Genomic DNA, 21,772 nt, shown 5'->3' on the forward strand with positions numbered 1-21,772 from the left:
GTGTTTTCTTGGCCGGACTTAGAATATACCATGTACAGATTTACATTGCAAGTCTTTTTTTGATAATGAAAATAACCTGCTTCATCCGGCCAATATGTAATCTGTCACCCCTGTACTATAAATAACCTCAGCATCCTTATTACAAAGCATTTATTATACTTATCCAATAAACTTAACCAGGGAAGCCACATTCACTACGATTTCAGAGGACATTCATTGTGACTAGCCCTGGTTTTCGCAAATCTCTTCTTTTTTCTCTTTCTTCTATATAAAGAAGACTATCATCCGTTAAGCACTACACGCACAACCAGCTTCTCTTCTCAGTGCTTACAAAATCCGCTTACCAAGTAGTGAAGCGATCAGTTCTACCCCAAGTCTCGCCGTATGTCTATTGTGATCAAGCAATGGGTTCACCTCAACCAGTTCCATGGACGTAACTTGATTCGTGGAAGCAAGTAGCTCTAATGCGTAATGTGCCTCCCGGTAATTCAAACCACCCGGTACAGGTGTGCCCACCCCCGGAGCTTCACGCGGATCCAGACAGTCCATGTCAAAGCTGACGTGGATACCATCCGTTCCTTCACCAGCTATAGCTATTGCTTGCTCAATAACTTGCTGTATACCCATCCTGTCAATATCATGCATCGTAAATGCTTGGATGCCCAGTCCCTTAATCTGTTCCTTCTCATACTCATCCAGATCACGCAAACCAATATAAACCAAGTTGGATGGATCTATAAATGCGCCTGCTCCAGCAATGTGAGACAGATTATATGCAGTATGACCCAAAGAAGCAGCCACACTCATCCCATGCATGTTGCCGGACAAGCTTCGTTCTTCCGTATTCAAGTCTGCGTGCGCATCAAACCAGATCACCCCCAGATTAGAATAATGCGCAGTTAATCCGGCGAAAGTACCTATCGCTACACTATGATCTCCTCCAAGCACTAGTGGAAAGGCCCCCTCCTCTACCGCAACAGATACTTCATTAAACACATTCTCACTGACCTGCCGTACTTCGTTTAAATATTTCACCCGATTCCGCTCAGCAGGGACAGACGGTTCAGATGGACACTCTACCCGCACTTCTTTGGAAAGCACTAGCCCCAGGCTCGCAATCTCCCGCTTCAGTCCAGCTGTAATTAATTCATCCGGTCCCAACTCTGCACCACTTCTCGCTCCACCGAGTCCGAAAGGAACCTTAATGATGGCAACATTACGCCGTACAGAAGTATGACTTGTAATAGTAGAATTAACTTGTATGCCATCAAGGACATCATCATTTTTCATGTAGGTCAGCTCCTTCATTGGTTGTCAAAACCAGCTCAATTCTCTCCAATGCCCAGTCAATCTCGGACTCTTTAATCGTTAGTGGTGGAGCAAACCGAATGGTTGTCTGATGGGTTTCTTTGCACAGCAGTCCAGCAGACATCAAACGTTCGCAATAAGGACGTGCTGATCCATACAACTCAACCCCAATAAATAAACCTCTCCCCCGAATATCCTTTATAGCCGAACTGCGAATATCACGAAGTCTTTTCATAAAATAGTTGCCCAGATGCTCTGATTGCTCGGCGAGCTTCTCATCTTCAAGGACTTTCAGAGCTGCTGCAGCCACGGCGCAGGCGAGTGGATTCCCGCCAAAAGTAGAACCATGAGACCCAGGTTCAAACAAATCCATTATCTCCGCATTAGCAGCGATAGCCGAGATAGGCATGACTCCTCCCCCCAGCGCTTTGCCCATAATCCAGATATCTGGTTCAACACCTTCCCAGTCGGAGGCAAAACGGCGACCTGTTCTTCCAAAACCGGTCTGGATCTCATCAGATACAGTCAGCACCTGCTGTTGTTTGCACAATGCAAAAGCTTCAGCCAGATATCCATCGGGCGGGATAACAATTCCGGCCTCACCCTGAATGGGCTCAACAAGAAAGCCAGCTGTATTCGGTGTAATGGCTTGCTTCAGTGCTTCAATGTCTCCATAGGGAATAATTCGGAATCCAGGTGTGAACGGTCCAAAATCTTTTTTATACTCCGCCGAAGAAGAGAAAGACGTGACCGTCAGAGTTCTTCCGTGAAAGTTACCAGAGCATACGATAATTTCGGCTTGGTTCTCCGGTACACCTTTGCAACGATAAGCCCACCTGCGCACCGCCTTTACCGCAGTCTCCACTGCTTCAGCTCCTGTATTCATGGCAAGAATCTTTGATTTTCCCGTGAATTGTGAGAGTTTCTGATAGAAAAAAGAAGCTGAAGTACTATGGAATGCCCGTGATGTCAGCGTAACCTGATCTGCCTGGTCCTTGAGCGCCTGTATGATCACAGGATGTCTGTGACCATGATTCAATGCAGAGTAAGCACTTAACATATCCATATAACGGCGGCCTTCAGGGTCTTCTACCCATACTCCTTCCGCCTGTTCAATAACAATAGGGAGTGGATGATAATTAGGTGCAGCATAACGCTCCGACCAATCAATTAACATTTTGGAATCTGACATACACGCCCAACACCTTTCCAAAATATTGTATACAAAATACAATATCAATGTATGCGATAACACCGCGATTTACGACTACATCCCACTATTTCCACAGCAGCCTACTCCCAGCTCTTCTTCGAATCGAATCCTTCATCCATAGTTATCGAGAAGTAGACAGTTTACGTTCTAACCAGGAGAGCAAGTTGGCCAGTGTAAATGTGATTATAAAGTAGAGTCCGGCGGCAACAAGTAGCGGAGCAAGTGGCTGGAACGTAACCCCCTGAACTGTTCTGGCCGTGTATATAATCTCGGCTATACCGATCATGGAAACTAGCGAAGAATCTTTAATGATAATAATGAATTCATTGCCAATCGCTGGGAGCATGTTACGAAAAGCCTGTGGCAGTATAATGTAGCGAAGTGTCATACCATGCGTCATGCCAAGGGAGCGCGAAGCTTCCGTCTGTCCTTTATCAATCGCTTGAATCCCGGCCCTGAACACCTCCGCCATATAAGCTGAGCTATTCATAGTTAGAGCCACCACCCCCGACATAAATGCCGGTAAGTTCACACCTATAACCGTCAGACCATAATGAATAATAAGAATCTGTACCAGCATCGGCGTCCCTCGAATGAGTTCAATATACGCCGATGCCACAAATTTAATTGGCCATACTCGGGATATGCGCATTAGTGCCATGATCACACCAAGCAACGTACCAAACAATACACCGAAGAAGGAAAGCTCAAGCGTAACCCACGCACTTCGTGCATAATCCTGCCAGTGCTCTGATAGAAAGGAAAAATCTAAATTCACGGCATATCCCTCACTCGTCCGTTTTATTCACCGAGCATCTCATTTGCCTCAACGACGAAACGTTCAATATCTCCATTCGATTTGAGCTTTTCCAATGTAGTGTTAATCTGATCCAGCAGCTCCTGATTACCTTTCTTCACCGCGATGGCCGAACCCCCCTCATCTTCAGCCTGTTCAATCTCTACACCCGCAACAACAAGCCCCTTTTGGTTGCTCACATACTGCTCAGCCACTGGCTTCTCTAGAATAAGTGCGTCTACGCGCCCCGTCTGCAATTCCAGAATCAGTTCAGGTATTTTGCCGAGAGAAGTGAGCTTTGCTCCCTCGATACCCTGAGCGATCCCTTCCTGAATGGAACTCTTCTGTACGCCAACCTGCTTGCCCGAAAGATCATCCATGGACTTCAATGCCGCATCTTCACCTTCTCTAACGAGTACAGCCTGTTCTGCATAATAGTAGATATCTGTAAAATCAACGTTCTTCTTGCGTTCCTCGGTAGGGGTTAAGCCCGATATTACAAAATCGACTTTATCCGTACCAAGGGCCATAAGAAGGCCGTCAAAGTCCATGTCCTCAATCTTCAACTCAACTCCCATATCAGCCGCAATCGCTTTGGCAATCTCGATGTCAAAACCTACGATGGTATCCTTACCATCGATTTTCTTATGAAATTCATAGGGTGCATAGTCCGCACTGGTTCCAAGCACGATGACTTCCTTTTCCGTCGAGCTATTTCCAGAGGATGAAGCAGATTCCGATACGGTTTCTGTCGTTTTTTCCTGCCCGCAAGCGGACATGATCACAACCACTAACAACAGCATCATTGGCAACAACACTTTTTTCACACATCATACCCCTATTCTTTTTTTGAATGAGTAGCATCATAAATTTGTATACAATATACATAAGACAATATATGGACTTATATGTAAGTTATACTAACAAACAATCTGGTTTATCACAATGATTATTTACACATTTATACGCTCAAATTCCATAAAATGTGCTATATATAACATACCACTTACATCGGTTGAAACATGAAGTTTGCTTGCCCAACTTCCCCCTCGGTGTTAAGATGATAAAAACTTGAAACTCCTGAACGGCGCGCACAGTACGGCCCCACACCCATCCAATCATCACTATACATAGAAAGGAGGATTCGGTATGGAGGTACCCAAATACCGGTCCTTGAAAGATCACGTATACGATTACATTGCCCAAAAGATTCAGGATGGGACGCTACTTCCCAATCAGAAGATCAACGAGGCCGAGATATGCAAAAAGCTGGACATCAGTCGCACACCTACCCGGGAGGCGCTTTTCCAGCTGGCCTCGGACAATCTGCTACAATACATCCCACGCAGGGGATTTATTGTCACTCCTTTTGATGCAGGCAAAAAACTGGAGTTCTCCCAGGCAATCGGTGTACTGGAGGCACTTGCTGCCACACTCGCAGCAGATCACCTTAAACCGTCCGAACTGATGGAGATGGAAACTCTGATTTTCCGAATGGACGAGGATATTAGCCAACTTGATCTTGCTGCTTATAACAAGAACCAATACCAGTTCCATAACCTGTACATCCAGCGATGTGGTAACGCCACAGTAATTGAGATGTTAAACACGTTGAAAAACAGCTTCATCCGGCAGTCATACGTTAGTGATAATAAGCCAAAGCTATCTGAGGTATTACTTGAGGTCAATGAAGAGCACCGTCAAATTTTAAATGCATTTAGAGCCAAGGATAAGCCACAACTGGAATCCCTGCTTAAGCACCATTGGCGTATTATCGATAACGATATGCTCTAATGCGAGATATCTCAACAAACCAAAGGCAACTCACGATAATGTGAGTTGCCTTTTTCCTATTTTTCCTTTTTGAGCTCCAATGGTGCCCTGGCCGCAAAAACAGCATATCCTAATTTTTTGCCGTATTTAGCGAGTAAACGATCATTGGTGCGACTCATACGCTGCATACGTTCATCCTCAAACCAATTCATATCCATCTCGCGATGCGGATCATGATCCACACCCCATTTTCCCATGGATCGCGAATGCTCTTTAACTTCAAACTTAGTGAAACCACACTGTTTGAGGCGCTTTCTCCACGCGGTTATCGTTGCCAGGGTTCGTATGCCGTAAAATTGTTTCAGCCTGCGGCTCATCAATTCAGTCTTCCGTCCGGATAGAACCATCTCCCGATCCACCAAAAGTCCAGCCGGCTTCAAAACTCTTCTATATTCGGCAAGTGCACTCCGCCATGAGGTGAATATCGTAACCGACTCCACAAATACCACATCAAAATGATTATCCGGAAAAGGTAGCGCTGCTACATCGGCCTGAACAAATCGGACATCCACCCGTTCTCTTCTCGCTCGCCGAACTGCCTTATCCAGCATATTGCGATGAAGATCAATCGCCGTTACCCGATACCCACGTTTAGCCAGGTAACACGCGGTCCTCCCAGTACCACACCCTACCTCAAGGACATGACTACCCACAGGCAGTGATAAGCTATCCAGCAACTTCATCGTTGCCAAAAATCCTCCGGGATGGGCACTCCCCTCTCCCAACCGAGCCAGCATGTCATGATATTCCATGCAACATTCCCTCCCTCATTCCTTCCAGTGTATGGATCAGACTCAAAAACGGCTCCTCCCTATTCGATTTCCCGGGTACTCGTCCATACCAATTCCTCTTCTATTTACTATGATATACAAACCGTTGATTTTAGCGGCAAACCGCAACAATGAGGGGGATATGCATGCATAGAATTCATCCGGTATGTGAAGAGACGGTGTCTCCGCACGTGGGACGTTCCGTTTGTCTTATCATGAAAGATGGTAAGCATATGTACGGCACACTTGGAGGTTGCCGAGATGGAAAGGTATATTTGAATGGATGCTTCGAGGGGCCGCGCCTGTCTTCAGTGAAATCCAAGCAACAACTTCGTAGAAACAGCAAGAAAAACGCAGTATCAGCTAAGAAAGCAAAATCTTCAGCTTACGGTGGTTATGGTGGATACGGAGGATATGGTTATGGTGGTTATGGGTACGGTGCAGGGTATGATCTCGCTCTTGTGACCACACTACTGTTGCTTCCATTCCTTTTCATCTAATCCCAATCTGAAAGTGACTTAAAATTATAGACATAACAAAGAACCTTTTCGCTATATGCAAAAAGGTTCTTTGTCTTGTTCGTACTATACACGTCAATTACAATGAAATTTCAGTTAGAAATGATACAAAAAAAGGCATTCGCCAAAACGAATGCCGGGAACTTCATATTTAATACCCTTACCTTCGCACAGGGTGTCTGTTTAATCTTAAAAAAAAACACCTCGTTAGAGGCGGGTAAGCTATGTTAAATCCGATTTCCTTTAGGCATCGTTTTCAGATTACTATTCGAATTCTCAAGCAATGGTAGCATCCTGGTCGTGCTAACCATCTCAGAAGCACATATCGGACAAGTAGGTACGTTATCAAACGCAAAATTGTCCCGCATCCATCCTTTGCACGTATCACTCGTACATTCCCAGATTGCCGCATCAGCTTGTGGAATCTCTTCCAACGGTTTTTTGCGATTATACATGACTTCTACCCCCTTTGTTATGGAAAAACATCTAACCGACGTTATTTCACAGAAGCCAACACTTAGCGGAAGTTTTACGTTCCACGAACTTCTGCCTCGACAACTATTGGGCCAACTTTTGTATAACTGATCAAAAAAAAGAAGCTGCCTTTACCATTATAACATGTTAAAGGCAGCTATGCTTTAATTACAGTTTTACAACTTCTTCTGCTTGAGGACCACGGTTTCCTTGTACAATTTTAAATTGCACGCGTTGACCTTCGTCCAGCGTTTTGAAGCCTTCGCCTGTAATAGCGCTGAAGTGTACGAATACATCTTCTCCGCCTTCAACTTCGATGAAACCGAAGCCTTTATCAGCGTTGAACCATTTTACTGTTCCGTTTTGCATGTGAATTACACCTCCAAATAAAGATTAACATGTTCCTTTGTTCTTTGCAGCAAGCAAATAAAAATTCACACATTGAAAAAGGTACCAGTCATAAACCTATAAGTGATCGCCCTTTACAATATATGAATTAGGTTTTCCACTCTCTACAACTTGTTTTTATTATAACTCCATTTCAGCCAAAAAGCAAATCTTTGTATTTTCTTTTCAAACAGCTTTGGAAATACATGTTATTAACTGGCACGGGGACAGGGTTTATCACACTTATGTGCCCAGTCGCTCGTGTACGGTCTTATGAAAGGATATGCAGATCTAATCCAGCTTATACATTTTTTATATAATATTTTGACATGCATATCCACCACAACCAAAGAACAATCTTACTACAGTTTAACACACTATGTCCATGCCCACATAAATGCATCCCGATCCCAGGCGATCTGCCCACGATGAAGCTTCCGGAAAGCCTTCTTCACTTCCTTGGACAATGACGTATTACCGTTCTCGTTCACAAAAACAAACTCTTCCCCAAAATGGGTCTTCACATATTCTATGGCAGCTTCCTGATGAAGTGTTCCTGTGAATTTAATCTCCTGAACCATCCATTCTGCTACGCCTTGTGCTGTCTTTTCCACAATATCACCTACTGTCTGTACCTAATGTGCGGATAGGCAGACTTCTTATCATGAACATACCTGTCTTCCCGCCAGACTGAAGTATACCATGTTCCAACCACTGACGGGAAACCGTTGATAACTTCCAGGTGGGATCGTTAATGAACAACCGTATTGCGCTGCTTGTTTCCTTTGGAAGGAACAGATGGATTCGTTCGATGGCTCCACACCAACCAAGCACAGTATACAATCAGTACTGCCAGTATAAACAGATCGTAGGGAAGTGTCCCTTTGTCTTGCAGGTCGTTCCCAAGAAATTGAATCAGATTATGTATGAAATGAAACAATATAAGCGGTACGATATTTCCGTTCTTCAGCATCAATAACGCCAAGGCAGCTCCCAAGAGCAGCGCATAGATCAATTGCATGATCGTATCCGTCATATTCTGACCAGACAATGCGTTCAGGAGATGTGTAATTGAAAACAAGATGCTGGAGGTCACGACTGCGGCCACTGCACTTTTTTGAAGCAATGTTTTGAAAATAAGTCCACGATAGATCGTTTCCTCTACAAAAGCTACGAGCAAGGTGAAAAAGACGAAAAAAGCCACCTTGGACAGGGTTAGCTCCCCAAATCCTTTCAGGGCAAGTGTACCCAGTACAAGGAGTAGTGGAATATAATACTTTGCGTGCCCCGCCGGGATACTTCGCAAGGAACGGAATCCAGTCTCTCCCCACTTGCGCTTTAACGTCAGATAGATAATTAGCACAATGGCAATGGGTGTAAAGGAGATAAGCACAGGGGAAGTGTAATCAAGTTGCTTTATCGTTGCAATGGCACCTGCAGCAAATACCGCCAACAAGAGAAGCAGCTCAATAATCACGACGGTGAGCACGGGCTTGCGCTTGGAAAAAGAACGTTTTGACTTAGATTGCGAATTGATCATACATTAATCTCCCTCACTTCATTTACTTTTTTCGTTGTCACATGAATTTATATGCCAATACAGTTGTATCACATGATCAGTATAATGAATATCCCTATTATGGATAAAACTATAAAAGTAACAAAAAAGAGACTTATCCCAAATGCTTTTCCCCTAAAATCAGGTATGGCTTACACCTGAATCTGTCCATTATAGTATTACAAGAGTTCAATGCTGCAGGGGTATAGCAACTCTCCAACGTCATATATCTATGAAGTGCCATTAAATGATAGTTTCACAATGCATAATGAAAATCAGGGGGATACTATGAAAGCATTCTTTCAGCGCTGGGGGCATTTACTAGCTATTTTGTGCATACCGCTCCAAGGGTCGATTTACGTTTTTCTAGGCAGTAATACCGGGAGTGATGTGTTCTACAATTATGCCTGGATTGATACACAGATTCCTTTTATCAAAGAATTTATCTATCCATACATTAGCTGGATGCCCATTCTGTATCTTGGATTTCTGTATCTGGGTCTGACGAACAAGTCACTATTCTGGCGTACGTTGATTACCTATAATGTTGGGGTTATGGCGGCGAATATCTGTTTTGCCGTATTTCCCACCTATGTACCACGTCCAGAAGTCAATGGGACCGATCTAAGCAGCTTCTTTGTACAATTCATCTATACAAACGATGCACCCTATAATTGTTTCCCAAGTGTGCATTGTCTCACCAGTTACTTGTTGTTTATCATCATCAACAGAGATTTGAACTTCAAGCCGTTCGCACGAATATCCTGGTCAGTATGGCTGTGGTTAATTATTGCTTCGACCGTATTTGTGAAACAGCATTCCCTGTTGGATGTGGCTGGCGGGATCTTGTTTGCCGAAGCGGCGTATTGGGCTGTGCATCTCTTTGCTGTTCGACTGGAGCAGACACGTAAGAAAAATAAGCAACCGCTGAAGAGTCCCCATGCAAGCAGCAATACGTAATATCTTATAATATATGTGACGGTGGGATGATTATCCTTCCATATCAACAAAAAGAGGGCCTAGGCCCTCTTTTACTTTATACAGATTTGGTTAAACCTATTATATAGAAGAACTTTGATGGGTTTGAGGTTATTACGTGTTCATACTATAGGTGGACGTTCATGGAGCAGATCGGATGGTGCACTTCCGGTTATTCGCTTGAATATGCGGTAAAAGTAAGACAGGTCCCGGTAGCCGAGAAATTCGGCAATTTCCTGAATGGAGAGTTGTGACTCGGTGAGCAGATATATCGCTCTTTTCATTCGTTGATCATGGACATACTGGCTGATGGTCTGATTCGTCATGCTTTTGAATAATGCAGCAGCATAATTGGGGGTCTTACCAATCTCATCCCCGAGTTCTTCCTTCGTCACTCTCTCCCGATAATGCCGCTCAATGTATCGCTTCATCCGTTCAGCATGATTATGTCTCTCCGGCGGGATGACTCCCCGATCAAGCTCTCTGTTCATATAAATCAACACTTCCATCAATAAGGCTTGGCTCATCATGACATAATAAGATGGACGCTCTTCCCACTGCTGATGGATGGCGCTCATGCGTTGATGAATCAGTTCGTAACATCCAGGTTTATGCCGCAAAGCTTCATACCGCTCCAGTGCAGGTAAACCTTCCGTATGGTCACGTTGCAGTTGAATCACAATCTGTGTGTGCGTAACCGTAGGAATACTCTTGCCGTAATACGGGACACCACCTGGAATGAGTAGCAATTCACCCTTTTCCATGATCTGTTTATCACCGTTCACCCAATATACACATTTCCCATATGTAACCAAGCTAAGCCGCCAAGTCTCTTGAGTTTGCACAGCTTCTTCGTACCAACCAACACCATTAATGTGTCGTACTTCAAGTGGAGTAACCATAACACACCTCATTACTGGACTATACTCTAATCATTGTACTATAGTTCATACCCTGTTTCGACAGAAAACGCTACAATACACATATAAGCTTAAATATGAGGAGGAAATTAGCATGTTAAAAACAAAAATTATTTGTACCATGGGACCTGCTTGTGACTCAATCGAATTGTTGAAAGTAATGATTCAGGAAGGTATGACCGTTGCCCGTCTGAACATGGCTCATGGCGAACTGGAAGATCACGTTACACGGATTAACAATATCCGTAAAGCAGCTTCCGAACTGAACACCTATATACCGATCATGATGGACATCAAAGGACCGGAAGTACGTATCGGTAAACTGAAGGAAGCATCCTGCCACCTGCAAGCTGGCAAAGAACTGATCCTGACTACCGAAGAAATTCTCGGTGATGCTGAGCGTATCTCAGTTAACTATCCGGAACTGAATCTCGTAGTAAAACCTGGCGATCGTATCCTCATCGATGATGGCCTTGTGGATCTGACTGTACTGTCCGTAGAAGGATCCGATATCCATTGTAAAATTATCAGTGGCGGCATTCTGAAACCACGCAAAGGGGTTAACTTGCCAGGAATCAAAACGACACTGCCAGGTGTAACTGAGCGTGACGTTATGCACATCGGATTCGGCATCGAAAACGATATCGAAATTATCGCAGCATCCTTTGTTCGTAAAGGCGATGACATCCGTGAAATCCGCAGCATTCTGAAAGAACGCGGTGTAGAACACGTACAGATCATCTCCAAAATCGAAAACCAGGAAGGTATGACGAACCTAGATGATATCATTGAAGCATCTGACGGTATCATGGTAGCTCGTGGAGATCTCGGGGTTGAAGTACCGATCGAAGACGTGCCGATGATGCAAAAAGAAATGATCGATAAATGTAACCGCGCTGGTAAACCGGTTATCGTAGCTACACACATGCTGGAGTCCATGCAAGTGAACCCACGCCCTACTCGTTCAGAAGTTAGTGACGTGGCGAACGCTGTACTTCAAGGTGCAGACGTTGTGATGTTGTCCGGTGAATCAGCTGCTGGTAAATATCCGGTACAATCCGTGCGCACGATGGCTGCTGTTGCTCGCCGTGCTGAAACGATGATCGATTACAAAGAGCAATTCGCACAAAAATCGGCTCAACAGATCGCTGATATTACTGAAGTTATCAGTCAGGGTGCTGTAAGTTCTTCCCTCGTACTGAATGCAAAAGCAATCATCACTTCGACTGAGAGTGGATTCACAGCGCGTATGATCTCCAAGTATCGTCCAAAAGCACCAATCATCGCAGTTACACAACATGAAGAAGTATTGGCGAAAATCTGCCTGCTCTCCGGTGTCATTCCGGTTATGGGCGACAAAGTAACCACAACGGATGAAATGTTTGAGTCTGCTACACGCAACGCAATCAAAACAGGTTACATCGAAAAAGGTGACATTATTGTATTGTCCGCTGGTGTTCCAATTGGCCAATCCGGTAATACGAACCTGATTAAAGTTCAACAAGTATAATTGAGCGGATGAAAATGTAGCTATCAAATGTAGCTTTAAATTAAAACACAAAAAAACCACCGAGAGCAAAAATGCCCCGGTGGTTTTTTTGTTGATACTATAGCTATAAGCCCACCATCATGATGTTAAAACAAACGGCTTTGAGCTTATAAATTCCGAGAATAATTAACCAGATCCTGAGACATGGTATTGATCTCATCCATTGATGCATTCACCTGCTGTGTAAGGGCAGCCTGATTTTGCGTTAACGTGGACATATTACCGATATGCTCAAGAATCTGATCAATCAGTGTTTTCATCTTCTGCATGCTTTCTTCAATATTTACTGTGGCCTCCGAGCTATGATCAGCCAGCTTCCGCACTTCACCAGCAACGACGCCAAATCCCAGTCCCAGCTCTTCCGCTCGTGCAGCTTCAATTGCTGCATTCAATCCGAGCAGGTTGGTCTGACTGGCAATCTCTCGAATAAACACCGTAATATTCTTCGTATCATCTGCACTGCTTTTCACTTGAATGGCTGCATCGGCAGATAACTCCTGTGCAGTCACCAAATCCTGTGCCTGATCAGTGATCGAATTGATTCCACGTACCATCTCACCAATGGACTCCGACAATTGTTTGGTTTTCATATTCATCGCTTCTACGATCTGTTCCTTGTTCTTCTCATGCGTAACATCTCGAATAGTTCCAGCTACACGGAGTGGTACTCCATCATGATCCCGAATGGTCTCCCCGCCGGCATGATACCACCGATACTCTCCGTCTTTGCGTTGCAAACGATAATCCAGATCGTACGGCGTACGGCCACTATAATCATTCATATGTCTGGCGAACTCGTTAATCGTGCGGTCATGGTCTTCTGGATGAAGACGGCTACTCCAGCTGCTGAACACATTCGGGAAATCCTGCTCATCTTTAAATCCTAATTCTCGGCGGAACTGAGGTGACCACCAAAATTCATTATTCGGATTAACCACATCTCCAGCAACAACGGTCATATCCCACGGGGCCTCGACCAAGGCGCGGTTAACAAGATCATATCGGGTAACGAGCGCTTCCAGCTCATCGGATTTGCTCTTCTCCTCATGAATGTCAAACATGATACCCAGAAGTTTAACCGGAACTCCCGCATGATTTCTAACGACTTGTCCAAGGCACCGGAACCAGCGGATCTCACCACTCTTCGTAATCATACGGCTGATTACGTTATAGGCAGTCTTTGCACCGGGGTCATTCACATGTTTCTTAATCTCCTCTACTAACTGAGGTCTGTCCTCCGGATAGATGGATTTGGCCCAGCTTGCAAAAGAATTGGGATAATCGTTTGCATTATGGAAGCCTAACATTTGGCGGAATTCTTTCGAAAATGCGACGATATTATTGCTATCCAACGGATCGCCTGCAACGATTTCAGATTCCCATAATCCTACATTCATGGCCTGGTTCAGCATTCTCAGACGCATTTCCACGGCTTCATTCTGTGTTTTCATCATATGTACTGCTTTTTTGATATTACTGGCGATTTCATCGGTTTCCTGAAATTCAATGCCATCTTCGATCCATGCGCCATAATCGCCCTTTTCTGCGTTTGCAACCAGTCTGCGACTATACTCCAGTAATTTTTGATGGGTATCTATACGAATTTGTTTGGTAGACTCAGTACGTTTAAGAAACATATTCATTTCTCCTCTTAGGTCATATGATATATATTTCGACATAATCAGACACTAAATGTAGAGCTAAGGTCTTGATTTTGTATAAATAACAAGAACCAGCGCTAAATTAGCACCGGTTCTTGTTGTAGTTCATTTATTTTTCTAATATACATAAATCATTCATGACTGCCTCTTGTCAGTTACCAGCCAAAATTCAGCGTTTTTCCAGTCTCCACCCAAGTTTTGATGCTGCTCAGAATCATCCACCAGCTGCTCTGTGCACTCGCAAAGGAAGGATGGTTTTCTGTAAATTGATCATTGATCAGCGTCAGCTTCGTACACTCACCCACAGTCTCCAACTGAAAGACAACTCTGGATTGAAGCTCGGCATGATTCGCATGGTACGACGGTCCGGGATGCTCCTGATAACTGAGTGTGGACAGTGGTTCGAATTCTAATATATCTCCATACACATGGACAGTCTCCGCACCATCATTGCCCGGCCCTACATAAGCAAACGGTTGACCTGGTTGGAAATTGGTACGAAGTTCGCTGCCGAAAAAACTATTCCGGGTGCCGTCTGGTGATATTAGAGCATTCCACACGTCTTCCAGTCCTGCGTTGATATAGAATTCATATTTCAGTTCCATGCACTCACTCCCTTTATGTATTGGATACGCGATCTGCGAGCCTCGCACTCCTATCCTATCGTTATACCCCAAAGGCCGTATAGTAAAAACGCGACATCAGGTGAAAATATAAGCTCTTTAATTCTCCCGGAATGTTTATATCATGATCCAAATGGGTTGTGCCCATATAGTGCTTTCTCAGAAGATCAGATATACTGAACTGGAATGAAATAACAGTAACTGCTCACGATGATAAGATGAAACTAGAAAGGAATGGAGAGATGAGCCAATCCACGAATATCATGGGTATCCCGTTTCCCAATGTAACGATGGATCAGACTGTTGCGATCCTCGGTGAAGTCATAGATCAAGATAGCACTGAACTGTTCCATGTCATTACAGGCAATCCCGAGATCGTCATGTCCTGCCAAAAGAATGCCTCCCTTCGCAAAGTTGTCGATCAAGCCGGGTTGGTTACGGCAGACGGTGCTGGCATTGTCATGGTATCCCGTTTTCGGGGCGGACAGTTAACTGAACGGGTAACCGGTTGTGATCTGCTATTTCGTTTATTGGAGGAAGGTGATCGGAAACACTGGTCATTCTACATGCTGGGAGCAGAGGAAAGCGTCAGTGAACAGGCAGTAAAGGTCATTGCACAGCGTTACCCCGGAGTTCTCGTAAAAGGTAGACACCATGGTTATTTCCAGGCAGATGAGGACCAACAGATTGTGGAAGAGCTTCGTACTGCTCAACCAGACTTTCTTATCGTAGCTCTGGGTGCACCCCATGCGGAACACTGGATTAGTAAGTATCGCCACCAGTTGAACGCTCGTGTAGCCATAGGTGTAGGAGGTAGTTTGGATATCGTGGCTGGCAAAACCAAACGTGCTCCTGCGATGTGGCAGAAGCTTAACCTGGAATGGCTCTATCGCCTTCTCAGTCAACCTTCAAGATGGCGCAGGCAACTCATTCTACCCCGTTTTGCTGTACGTGCATTGTTGTTCAGAGAGTCTAAATAATGTGAGATGAGCAGGAGGGGTTGTCCGGATGAAACAGGCGGAACAAGGTGCCAGACCCAGTATGGGTCTGCTGAATCTGAATGAAGGTGAACATAAATATCAACTGACACGCCATGCTCCTTCTGAAGTGCTTCGCCCTTTTGTTAAACACTACTGGATCGTATCATGGGATCTGACTGGAATTGAAGCGTATCCCCAACATGTCGTGCCCAACCCCTGTGTCAATCTGGTTGTGGAACGGAACAATACGTTTTTCTTCGGCCCATCGGGACGTAAATTCACCTATTTTGTGCGCGGGAAAGGTTGTGTTTTTGGCGTCAAGTTCAAACCAGGAGGGTTCTATCCCTTCCTCCGGGTACCTGTCTCTTCACTGTACGGACAACCGATGAATGTATCCAGTATTCTTGATGTCACAGCGAGCGCCATGGAAGATCAGCTGCTTGGGGATGGGGATGATGCATATAAAATCAATTACATCGATCAGCTATTATGTGCACACCTTCCAGTTGAGGATACCCAAGCGACGCTGGTTAGCAGCATTGTGCAACAGATTGAACAGAACCGGGAGATGTTGAGAGTAGATGATCTATCTTCATATTGGAATATTCATAAAAGAAAGCTCCAGCGCCTGTTCAATCAATATGTGGGCATCGGACCCAAAACCGTAATCAAGTTGTATCGTCTGCAAAATGCTGCAGAATGGATGGAGCAGGGTCTTCACTGTGATCTGGTTAAGATGTCTCAAGATCTCGGATACCATGATCAATCCCACTTCATCCGAGATTTCAAATCTATTATCGGCAGTACACCGGAGGAGTATATCCACGCCAAACAACCGAATAGCGAGCGCCGAGGGCCAATGAATTAAAACCTGTCCTGAACATTCAGGACAGGCGAATGACTTCGATGGTATCTCCTGTATGGATTGCCCCTTCCCGTTCAACCGAGCAGACGATCCCACGTTTTTTGCGAGCAGCTGGCACGAATTTTTTGCGCAAACCGTCTTGTTCGTAGAATTGCTCAATCATTTTTCCTGGATGCACACAGGGAAGGTTCTCCCCTTCGCATATTAACCCCGTCCCGTCCGGAAATAGAAGCCGAGTTCCAGCAGGCAGTTCAGTTAATCGATCAATGCCACGGACCAGCATATTGGCACCAAGCCACTCTGGACGCACTTCAGGAATGTTCATTTTCTCAGCAATAAGAGCACATTCCTCCTCTGACACGATACTGATCTGCCTGCGATTCGCAATCAGTGTACCTGGCACCAAGCCACTCTGGACGCACTTCAGGAATGTTCATTTTCTCAGCAATAAGAGCACATTCCTCCTCTGACACGATACTGATCTGCCTGCGATTCGCAATCAGTGTACCCCGCTTGTAGATTTTCTGGCGTGAGTCCGCCGGACGAAGCAGACCATAATGGCGATCATTCGGAATTCCCGCAAGCTCAATATCGATAAAAGGGACGACTCGTGTCACAAATGTGGATGGATCATCAGCTAACAAAACGAATTGCACAGTTCCCATAGTGATCTCCTCTCTTTTTTAGTGGATCGCTTCTTTATTGTTCATTATTACCCAATGAATGGTTTTTCGACAATCGGCGTATGCTTATATAAAATGGGAAACTTGATAACACACAATTAAATTGTTAAAAATTAAATTTGCTCTTCCCGTTCTTGGTGTAAAGATTTATACTAAGACGGACAAGTAAATAAATTACATATTAGAAAGCAAGGTGTTTCTTTTGATTAGTATCATTTTTGTAGCTCTTGTAGCTGTCGAACACATCTATATCATGGTAATGGAGATGTTCATGTGGACTCGTCCACGCACAATGAAAACCTTCAATCTCACGCCCGAGTTTGCCAAATCTACCAAATCCCTCGCGGCCAACCAAGGCCTTTACAATGGATTTCTCGCCGCAGGTCTGATCTGGGGACTCGTATATCCGGATGCTGCCGTTGGACAGCATATTCAGATTTTCTTCCTGGCTTGCGTGATTATCGCGGCTCTCTATGGAGGAGCAACTGCTTCACGTTCAATCATTATCAAACAAGGATTACCTGCGATCATTGCATTGTTGCTGGTTCTGTTCCTGTAAATCCCTGTCGATTGGTGCATTGCTGCGGTTCATCTTAACTCCTTTATGGTAAGGTAGTGAATAGAGAATAGCAGTGTACATTGACCAGAATGAATCTGGGATGGGAAGGAGAACGTGTCATGGGATTGTTCGACAAGCTACGGCGGCACAAAAAGGAAAAGGTACCCACAGGTGGGGCTGTAGAATCGACGAATTACAGTGAAACCATCGTGGGATTTGTCCTGTTGGAGCGCGACGATTGTGATTTTGATCTCTTCATCAGGAACATGAAAAACGAATGGGATATCGAGATTGAGGAACGCCCGGAGGAGGGCAATCTCTTTTTTGAGGTAAATGGAATGCAGGTGGTATGTGCTCATATTGCCGCGCCTGTACCTGACCGTGAAGTTGAGGAGAATGCCAAACTAAACATCCTTTGGCGAGAAGCAGAACAAGTCACCTCACGGCACCAGTCTCAGATTATCGTATCCGTTCTGAACGCAACAAATGCAATAGAGGGACATGTTCTGTTCACTCAGACTGCGAGTGCGTTATTACAGTTGGACCACGCACTCGCAATATATATGGCTCCGCTTGTTGTTGAAGCCAGCCAATATGTTGAGACCAGCCGCGGAATCAAGCATGATGAGTTGCCCGTCTCGCTCTGGATTTTCATCGGATTATTCCAAAATGCCGTAGGCGCTTCAGCTTATACTTACGGACTACGTAACTTCGGAAAAGAAGAGCTGGAGATTATACAATCGTCTGAGTCCTTAAGTGACGTATTCGAGATGATGTTCATGACCACAACGTATGTCGTTGAAAACGACGTTACATTGCATGACGGGGAAACACTTGGTTTCTCAGCAGAACAAAAGTTGAGCATATCCCTTTCCAAAGGTGTAGCGACGGAAGGAAACAGTCTGAAGATTGGATTCTAAACTTACGTATTTATCTTACATTATCGTGTTGTAGCTATGGAAGTCGTCTAGATTTTATTCTGGGCGGCTTTTGGCTATTCTTCCTCCTTCCAATTATTGAAATTGTCTGGGAAAGTCTCGTCACCCCTGAACATGTCGAACAAACGAATAAAGAAATTCAGAGAATAGCAGAGCCATTGGGAGATTCGTTTGATGTGCTCGTGGACATGAGAAAGAAGGCATTCCCCCAGGATACAAAAGAAAAAATTGTGGAGCATCAGAAATTACTGATAGAGTGGGGCATGAAACGGGCCAGTGTAGCCGTAGGCGGTGCGATCGCCAAAATGCAATTAAATCGGATTTCCGAAGAATCAGCACATCAGACTGAATTCCAATGGGAAACGTATGACGAGGCTTTGGCATTTTTGTTGAAATAAATTGAATTATTGCTGCGCAAATGTAAAGAGAATATGTAGATGCTACACGTAGCAGAAAAAAGGAGCGTTTCCGATGAGGAACCGCCTTTTTCTTTTGCTTATCGCTTAAGATTCTGAAGCGCACACACGTACCATCGTTACCGATGTACCACATAGGCCTTTCTCCACAAATCCCATTCGCTTATATAAGCGAATCGCTTCGTTATCCGGATCTACACTGAGCGAAATTGCTTCAATTCCCCGTCGTTTGGCTTCATCCAATGCAGTCCGAAGCAGTAAGGAGCCTACGCCTATTCCACGTGCATCTTCAATCACAGCCATCCCCATCTCTGGGGTAGCTGCATTCACATAACCATATCCCGCATTCTGATCCGTATAGAATCGTAATGTTATTGAACCTAATCTCTTGCCATGCTGGTCTACCGCAACATACCCGAAATCCCCTTCTCTTCCCCAGTCTTCAACGTATTTGGATAGCTCAGGCGTATGTATACTTTCGAGTTGGAGAGGTTCATCACCTTCTCGTGTATGCAGGGATGCGTATAACATCTCCCACAGAAAGGGGATATCCTGTTCCTCAATCGAACGTACATGATAGTCGGTCTTGGTCATGTTTGCTCCTCCTTCAACTTCTCAAATAGGCGTTCCATCTCATTCAGATTAAACTCATTGGTAATCTCATAGTCCTCAAGTTGGTCTCTCGTTTTCGCCTCGCTGTAGATTGAGATGGACTTTTCATTATAAAACGTCAGTCCGAATCCATCGGTAAAGCGACCTTCTTTATTAATGGTAAGTCGCCATTCATAGTAATATGGACTCCTTTGAGCAGTATCGATATCCTTCACTTTTTTAAGTTCAACATCCTTCAACAGCTTCAGCATATCTCTAATCTCTTTGGGATCTGTAATCGTCACTTCATCATCTTCATTATGCGGATCTGCACTTGAAATTTTCCTAATCGTCAGTCGATCCAGTCGATCCAGCATGCTCATATGATCTGTAACCTCTGCTCGAAACGTCGTATATTGGCTGGGGATATACATAGCATATTGACCAGAGGTATACATACGCACTGCAATAGCTACAACAACAATAATCGTGACGATACCCATAATCATCTTGATTCGTCTACTCATCCCAATCCCCTCTCTACATCCACAAAAACATATAAATTGGTAATTATTGATATATTCCAGTATATCATCTCAATCTTTCTGTTCCAATGTCATTTCTTATTCATTTGATCTAAAAATGAAGATATACTTCATAAGTTCCATTCATTCGGAACAGTTCAATTACATTACGAATATCTCGGAACGCTCCAATGAACTGGATCAACAAGCCAATACGCTCGCTGAAGAAGTGAAAAAGTTCAAGATATAAATCAATAAGCCGCGTTCTCCCATAGGGTGAACGCGGCTTATTGATTATGTTCATACGTTACATATTAGAATGAGAAATGAGACGGCACCCGTATCTGCATAAAAGAATATGGCACATATATGCTTAGTCTCACGGCTGGTCAGAGTACCTGGAAGTGTCATTGTTTTCAGCCCAATACTCGGCCTGCTGATTCTCTGATGACCAGCTCAGGCTTCAGCACAATTTTCTGTGGCTCTTTCCGCTCTTCCTTAAGCTCTTCAATCAACAGATCTACAGCGCGATGTCCCAGATCTTCAATCGGCTGGGCAACAGTCGTAAGCGGTGGACTGGTTACCGAAGCCAGAATGGTATTATCAAATCCGATAATCGACACATCCTCTGGCACGCGTAGGCCCAGCTCTTTGGCTGCCTGAAGTGCACCAATGGCCTGAATATCATTACAGCAGAACAAGCCTGTTGGGTGATCGTTCTCACCGAGCAGCAGTAGCGCCTCTTTTTTGGCCGAGCTCAGGTCAGCCGCCGATTCTCTGATCTGATTCGGTTCCAGCGTATATCCCGCCTTATTCAATGTTTCGCGGAATCCACGTACACGTTCCTGACTACTGCTGACTTTGGACGGTTCCGACAGCACTGCTACACGAGTATGCCCAAGTTCAAGCAGATGCTGTGCTGCGAGCGTGCCGCCAAGCAAGTCGTCAATGGTGACTGTATGCACCGACAGTGAGGGCATATGGCGAGCAATCAAAGCGACAGGGATAGACTGTTGCAATAGGGGTGACAAAATTTCGGCATTATCGATCCCTGTTCCGATCATCATGCCATCTACCCTTTTTTGCTGGAGCAGATTCAGGTAACGTTCTACCCGCTCGTCCTTATTATCCGTACTGCAGATGACCACGCTGTAGCCCAATTGACGGCTTCGATCCTCCACCGCTCTGGCGAGTTCTGCAAAATACGGGTTGGATATGTCCGGTACGAGCAGTCCCAATGTATATGTCTGCTTACCTGTAAGTGCGGCTGCGATCGCGCTGGGCTGATAGTGAAGGCGTTCCATAATCTCCATAATCTCGGCGCGCCGCTTCTCACTGATCTTGCCTTTGCCATTAATGACCTGTGAGACGGTTGCAATAGATACACCCGCCTCGCGTGCGATATCGTATATAGTTGCTTTCATTTTTTTTCCCCATTTGTGCTATATATAAGTTTCGTTATACATGAATCAATTTCATAATACCTTTAGCTGCTTCAATCAAGGCTAAATATAGGTCAAAATGGTTCAATTTGTCTATATTTAGTTACAGAAATCCATTTTTAGTGAGTTATGAAATTGATTCGCATAGATAATTGTTCTCTTCTCATTATGCAGGGGGAAGACTGC

Annotated in this window: 27 protein-coding genes; 10 read left to right on the forward strand and 17 right to left on the reverse strand. The window is 44.6% G+C overall.

Annotated elements, in window-relative coordinates:
• Positions 1-327: 327 nt before the first annotated feature.
• The 4 genes from rocF to FS628_RS29940 all read right to left on the reverse strand — a co-directional run bounded on the left by rocF (position 328) and on the right by FS628_RS29940 (position 4,144).
• Entirely contained in the window at positions 328-1,290 is a 963-nt protein-coding gene (gene rocF / locus FS628_RS29925; RefSeq protein ID WP_145326619.1) for an arginase, read from the reverse strand.
• Positions 1,280-2,500, reverse strand: a complete 1,221-nt coding sequence (locus tag FS628_RS29930) for an ornithine--oxo-acid transaminase (RefSeq protein WP_145326620.1) — start codon at positions 2,498-2,500, stop codon at positions 1,280-1,282. The genes rocF and FS628_RS29930 overlap by 11 nt, the downstream gene beginning before the upstream one ends.
• A gap of 142 nt (positions 2,501-2,642) precedes the next feature.
• Positions 2,643-3,299 carry an amino acid ABC transporter permease gene (locus FS628_RS29935; protein WP_145326621.1) on the reverse strand — a complete coding sequence of 219 codons (657 nt, stop codon included), beginning with the start codon at positions 3,297-3,299 and terminating at the stop codon, positions 2,643-2,645.
• A gap of 23 nt (positions 3,300-3,322) precedes the next feature.
• A complete protein-coding gene (locus tag FS628_RS29940) occupies positions 3,323-4,144 on the reverse strand; it encodes a transporter substrate-binding domain-containing protein (RefSeq protein WP_145326622.1) in 822 nt (273 codons plus the stop codon).
• Between the two features lie 322 nt (positions 4,145-4,466).
• On the opposite strand from FS628_RS29940, the gene FS628_RS29945 reads away from it, so the two are divergent.
• Positions 4,467-5,111 (forward strand): GntR family transcriptional regulator, encoded by a 645-nt coding sequence (locus FS628_RS29945; RefSeq protein ID WP_145326623.1) that lies wholly within the window; start codon positions 4,467-4,469, stop codon positions 5,109-5,111.
• 56 nt (positions 5,112-5,167) lie between these two features.
• Here the strand turns inward: FS628_RS29945 and FS628_RS29950 are convergent, their stop codons facing one another.
• On the reverse strand, positions 5,168-5,902 hold the full coding sequence (locus tag FS628_RS29950) for a class I SAM-dependent methyltransferase (protein ID WP_145326624.1): 735 nt from the start codon (positions 5,900-5,902) through the stop codon (positions 5,168-5,170).
• Between the two features lie 164 nt (positions 5,903-6,066).
• On the opposite strand from FS628_RS29950, the gene FS628_RS29955 reads away from it, so the two are divergent.
• Positions 6,067-6,420: a hypothetical protein gene (locus FS628_RS29955; protein WP_145326625.1), complete on the forward strand. Its 354-nt coding sequence runs from the start codon at positions 6,067-6,069 to the stop codon at positions 6,418-6,420.
• A 245-nt stretch (positions 6,421-6,665) separates the two neighbouring features.
• Here FS628_RS29955 and FS628_RS29960 read toward each other — a convergent pair whose 3' ends face one another.
• The 4 genes from FS628_RS29960 to FS628_RS29975 all read right to left on the reverse strand — a co-directional run bounded on the left by FS628_RS29960 (position 6,666) and on the right by FS628_RS29975 (position 8,839).
• Positions 6,666-6,893, reverse strand: coding sequence for a cold-shock protein (locus FS628_RS29960; protein ID WP_017691121.1), 228 nt, complete (start codon positions 6,891-6,893; stop codon positions 6,666-6,668).
• 187 nt (positions 6,894-7,080) lie between these two features.
• Positions 7,081-7,281 (reverse strand): cold-shock protein, encoded by a 201-nt coding sequence (locus tag FS628_RS29965; RefSeq protein WP_024633772.1) that lies wholly within the window; start codon positions 7,279-7,281, stop codon positions 7,081-7,083.
• A gap of 395 nt (positions 7,282-7,676) precedes the next feature.
• The gene (locus tag FS628_RS29970) at positions 7,677-7,913 is read right to left on the reverse strand and encodes a DUF6953 family protein (RefSeq protein ID WP_036607962.1); all 237 of its coding nucleotides are present in this window, start codon (positions 7,911-7,913) and stop codon (positions 7,677-7,679) included.
• 137 nt (positions 7,914-8,050) lie between these two features.
• Positions 8,051-8,839 (reverse strand): CPBP family intramembrane glutamic endopeptidase, encoded by a 789-nt coding sequence (locus tag FS628_RS29975; RefSeq protein WP_145326626.1) that lies wholly within the window; start codon positions 8,837-8,839, stop codon positions 8,051-8,053.
• Between the two features lie 306 nt (positions 8,840-9,145).
• Here FS628_RS29975 and FS628_RS29980 point away from each other — a divergent pair, with 306 nt between their 5' ends.
• On the forward strand, positions 9,146-9,817 hold the full coding sequence (locus FS628_RS29980; RefSeq protein WP_186328017.1) for a phosphatase PAP2 family protein: 672 nt from the start codon (positions 9,146-9,148) through the stop codon (positions 9,815-9,817).
• 140 nt (positions 9,818-9,957) lie between these two features.
• Here FS628_RS29980 and FS628_RS29985 read toward each other — a convergent pair whose 3' ends face one another.
• Positions 9,958-10,737, reverse strand: coding sequence for a helix-turn-helix transcriptional regulator (locus FS628_RS29985; RefSeq protein ID WP_145326628.1), 780 nt, complete (start codon positions 10,735-10,737; stop codon positions 9,958-9,960).
• 112 nt (positions 10,738-10,849) lie between these two features.
• Here FS628_RS29985 and pyk point away from each other — a divergent pair, with 112 nt between their 5' ends.
• Positions 10,850-12,265 (forward strand): pyruvate kinase, encoded by a 1,416-nt coding sequence (gene pyk / locus FS628_RS29990; RefSeq protein WP_145326629.1) that lies wholly within the window; start codon positions 10,850-10,852, stop codon positions 12,263-12,265.
• 146 nt (positions 12,266-12,411) lie between these two features.
• On the opposite strand, the gene FS628_RS29995 is transcribed toward pyk, so the two are convergent.
• Entirely contained in the window at positions 12,412-13,941 is a 1,530-nt protein-coding gene (locus FS628_RS29995; RefSeq protein ID WP_145326630.1) for a methyl-accepting chemotaxis protein, read from the reverse strand.
• A 179-nt stretch (positions 13,942-14,120) separates the two neighbouring features.
• A complete protein-coding gene (locus FS628_RS30000; protein ID WP_145326631.1) occupies positions 14,121-14,570 on the reverse strand; it encodes an SRPBCC family protein in 450 nt (149 codons plus the stop codon).
• Between the two features lie 260 nt (positions 14,571-14,830).
• Here FS628_RS30000 and FS628_RS30005 point away from each other — a divergent pair, with 260 nt between their 5' ends.
• On the forward strand, positions 14,831-15,568 hold the full coding sequence (locus FS628_RS30005) for a WecB/TagA/CpsF family glycosyltransferase (protein WP_145326632.1): 738 nt from the start codon (positions 14,831-14,833) through the stop codon (positions 15,566-15,568).
• 28 nt (positions 15,569-15,596) lie between these two features.
• Complete coding sequence (locus tag FS628_RS30010) at positions 15,597-16,436, forward strand: helix-turn-helix transcriptional regulator (protein ID WP_145326633.1); 840 nt, start codon at positions 15,597-15,599, stop codon at positions 16,434-16,436.
• A 16-nt stretch (positions 16,437-16,452) separates the two neighbouring features.
• Here FS628_RS30010 and FS628_RS30015 read toward each other — a convergent pair whose 3' ends face one another.
• Together FS628_RS30015 and FS628_RS30020 are read right to left on the reverse strand one after the other, a co-directional pair.
• Positions 16,453-16,836 carry an MOSC domain-containing protein gene (locus FS628_RS30015; RefSeq protein ID WP_222125302.1) on the reverse strand — a complete coding sequence of 128 codons (384 nt, stop codon included), beginning with the start codon at positions 16,834-16,836 and terminating at the stop codon, positions 16,453-16,455.
• Positions 16,763-17,098: a hypothetical protein gene (locus tag FS628_RS30020; protein ID WP_260871237.1), complete on the reverse strand. Its 336-nt coding sequence runs from the start codon at positions 17,096-17,098 to the stop codon at positions 16,763-16,765. Before FS628_RS30020 ends, FS628_RS30015 begins: the two co-directional genes overlap by 74 nt.
• 220 nt (positions 17,099-17,318) lie before the next feature.
• Between FS628_RS30020 and FS628_RS30025 the strand changes: the two genes are divergently transcribed.
• From FS628_RS30025 to FS628_RS30035, 3 genes are all read left to right on the forward strand, one after another.
• Positions 17,319-17,675, forward strand: coding sequence for a DUF1304 domain-containing protein (locus FS628_RS30025; RefSeq protein ID WP_222125303.1), 357 nt, complete (start codon positions 17,319-17,321; stop codon positions 17,673-17,675).
• 89 nt (positions 17,676-17,764) lie between these two features.
• Positions 17,765-18,595 (forward strand): DUF4261 domain-containing protein, encoded by an 831-nt coding sequence (locus tag FS628_RS30030; RefSeq protein WP_222125304.1) that lies wholly within the window; start codon positions 17,765-17,767, stop codon positions 18,593-18,595.
• Between the two features lie 176 nt (positions 18,596-18,771).
• Entirely contained in the window at positions 18,772-19,011 is a 240-nt protein-coding gene (locus FS628_RS30035; protein WP_222125305.1) for a hypothetical protein, read from the forward strand.
• 105 nt (positions 19,012-19,116) lie between these two features.
• Here FS628_RS30035 and FS628_RS30040 read toward each other — a convergent pair whose 3' ends face one another.
• Both FS628_RS30040 and FS628_RS30045 read right to left on the reverse strand, forming a co-directional pair.
• A complete protein-coding gene (locus FS628_RS30040; protein ID WP_145326637.1) occupies positions 19,117-19,623 on the reverse strand; it encodes a GNAT family N-acetyltransferase in 507 nt (168 codons plus the stop codon).
• On the reverse strand, positions 19,620-20,147 hold the full coding sequence (locus tag FS628_RS30045; RefSeq protein ID WP_145326638.1) for a hypothetical protein: 528 nt from the start codon (positions 20,145-20,147) through the stop codon (positions 19,620-19,622). Before FS628_RS30045 ends, FS628_RS30040 begins: the two co-directional genes overlap by 4 nt.
• Positions 20,148-20,262: 115 nt before the next feature.
• On the opposite strand from FS628_RS30045, the gene FS628_RS32850 reads away from it, so the two are divergent.
• Entirely contained in the window at positions 20,263-20,394 is a 132-nt protein-coding gene (locus tag FS628_RS32850) for a hypothetical protein (RefSeq protein ID WP_260871238.1), read from the forward strand.
• A gap of 166 nt (positions 20,395-20,560) precedes the next feature.
• Here FS628_RS32850 and FS628_RS30050 read toward each other — a convergent pair whose 3' ends face one another.
• A complete protein-coding gene (locus tag FS628_RS30050) occupies positions 20,561-21,568 on the reverse strand; it encodes a LacI family DNA-binding transcriptional regulator (protein ID WP_145326639.1) in 1,008 nt (335 codons plus the stop codon).
• Positions 21,569-21,772: the final 204 nt, after the last annotated feature.

Source organism: Paenibacillus xylanexedens (assembly GCF_007676705.1).
GTDB lineage: Bacteria > Bacillota > Bacilli > Paenibacillales > Paenibacillaceae > Paenibacillus > Paenibacillus xylanexedens_C.

Excerpts from the sequence above, each read along its gene's own strand:
- FS628_RS29930 (WP_145326620.1), bottom strand. The coding sequence starts at position 2,500 with ATGTCAGATTCCAAAATGTTAATTGATTGGTCGGAGCGTTATGCTGCA.
- FS628_RS29980 (WP_186328017.1), top strand. The coding sequence starts at position 9,146 with ATGAAAGCATTCTTTCAGCGCTGGGGGCATTTACTAGCTATTTTGTGC.
- rocF (WP_145326619.1), bottom strand. The coding sequence starts at position 1,290 with ATGAAAAATGATGATGTCCTTGATGGCATACAAGTTAATTCTACTATT.
- FS628_RS32850 (WP_260871238.1), top strand. The coding sequence starts at position 20,263 with ATGAAGATATACTTCATAAGTTCCATTCATTCGGAACAGTTCAATTAC.
- FS628_RS29960 (WP_017691121.1), bottom strand. The coding sequence starts at position 6,893 with ATGTATAATCGCAAAAAACCGTTGGAAGAGATTCCACAAGCTGATGCG.
- FS628_RS30040 (WP_145326637.1), bottom strand. The coding sequence starts at position 19,623 with ATGACCAAGACCGACTATCATGTACGTTCGATTGAGGAACAGGATATC.
- FS628_RS29950 (WP_145326624.1), bottom strand. The coding sequence starts at position 5,902 with ATGGAATATCATGACATGCTGGCTCGGTTGGGAGAGGGGAGTGCCCAT.
- FS628_RS30010 (WP_145326633.1), top strand. The coding sequence starts at position 15,597 with ATGAAACAGGCGGAACAAGGTGCCAGACCCAGTATGGGTCTGCTGAAT.
- FS628_RS30000 (WP_145326631.1), bottom strand. The coding sequence starts at position 14,570 with ATGGAACTGAAATATGAATTCTATATCAACGCAGGACTGGAAGACGTG.
- FS628_RS29995 (WP_145326630.1), bottom strand. The coding sequence starts at position 13,941 with ATGTTTCTTAAACGTACTGAGTCTACCAAACAAATTCGTATAGATACC.
- FS628_RS29985 (WP_145326628.1), bottom strand. The coding sequence starts at position 10,737 with ATGGTTACTCCACTTGAAGTACGACACATTAATGGTGTTGGTTGGTAC.
- FS628_RS29945 (WP_145326623.1), top strand. The coding sequence starts at position 4,467 with ATGGAGGTACCCAAATACCGGTCCTTGAAAGATCACGTATACGATTAC.
- FS628_RS30050 (WP_145326639.1), bottom strand. The coding sequence starts at position 21,568 with ATGAAAGCAACTATATACGATATCGCACGCGAGGCGGGTGTATCTATT.
- pyk (WP_145326629.1), top strand. The coding sequence starts at position 10,850 with ATGTTAAAAACAAAAATTATTTGTACCATGGGACCTGCTTGTGACTCA.
- FS628_RS30045 (WP_145326638.1), bottom strand. The coding sequence starts at position 20,147 with ATGAGTAGACGAATCAAGATGATTATGGGTATCGTCACGATTATTGTT.
- FS628_RS29965 (WP_024633772.1), bottom strand. The coding sequence starts at position 7,281 with ATGCAAAACGGAACAGTAAAATGGTTCAACGCTGATAAAGGCTTCGGT.
- FS628_RS29975 (WP_145326626.1), bottom strand. The coding sequence starts at position 8,839 with ATGATCAATTCGCAATCTAAGTCAAAACGTTCTTTTTCCAAGCGCAAG.
- FS628_RS30030 (WP_222125304.1), top strand. The coding sequence starts at position 17,765 with ATGAATCTGGGATGGGAAGGAGAACGTGTCATGGGATTGTTCGACAAG.
- FS628_RS30005 (WP_145326632.1), top strand. The coding sequence starts at position 14,831 with ATGAGCCAATCCACGAATATCATGGGTATCCCGTTTCCCAATGTAACG.
- FS628_RS29955 (WP_145326625.1), top strand. The coding sequence starts at position 6,067 with ATGCATAGAATTCATCCGGTATGTGAAGAGACGGTGTCTCCGCACGTG.
- FS628_RS30020 (WP_260871237.1), bottom strand. The coding sequence starts at position 17,098 with ATGGGAACTGTGCAATTCGTTTTGTTAGCTGATGATCCATCCACATTT.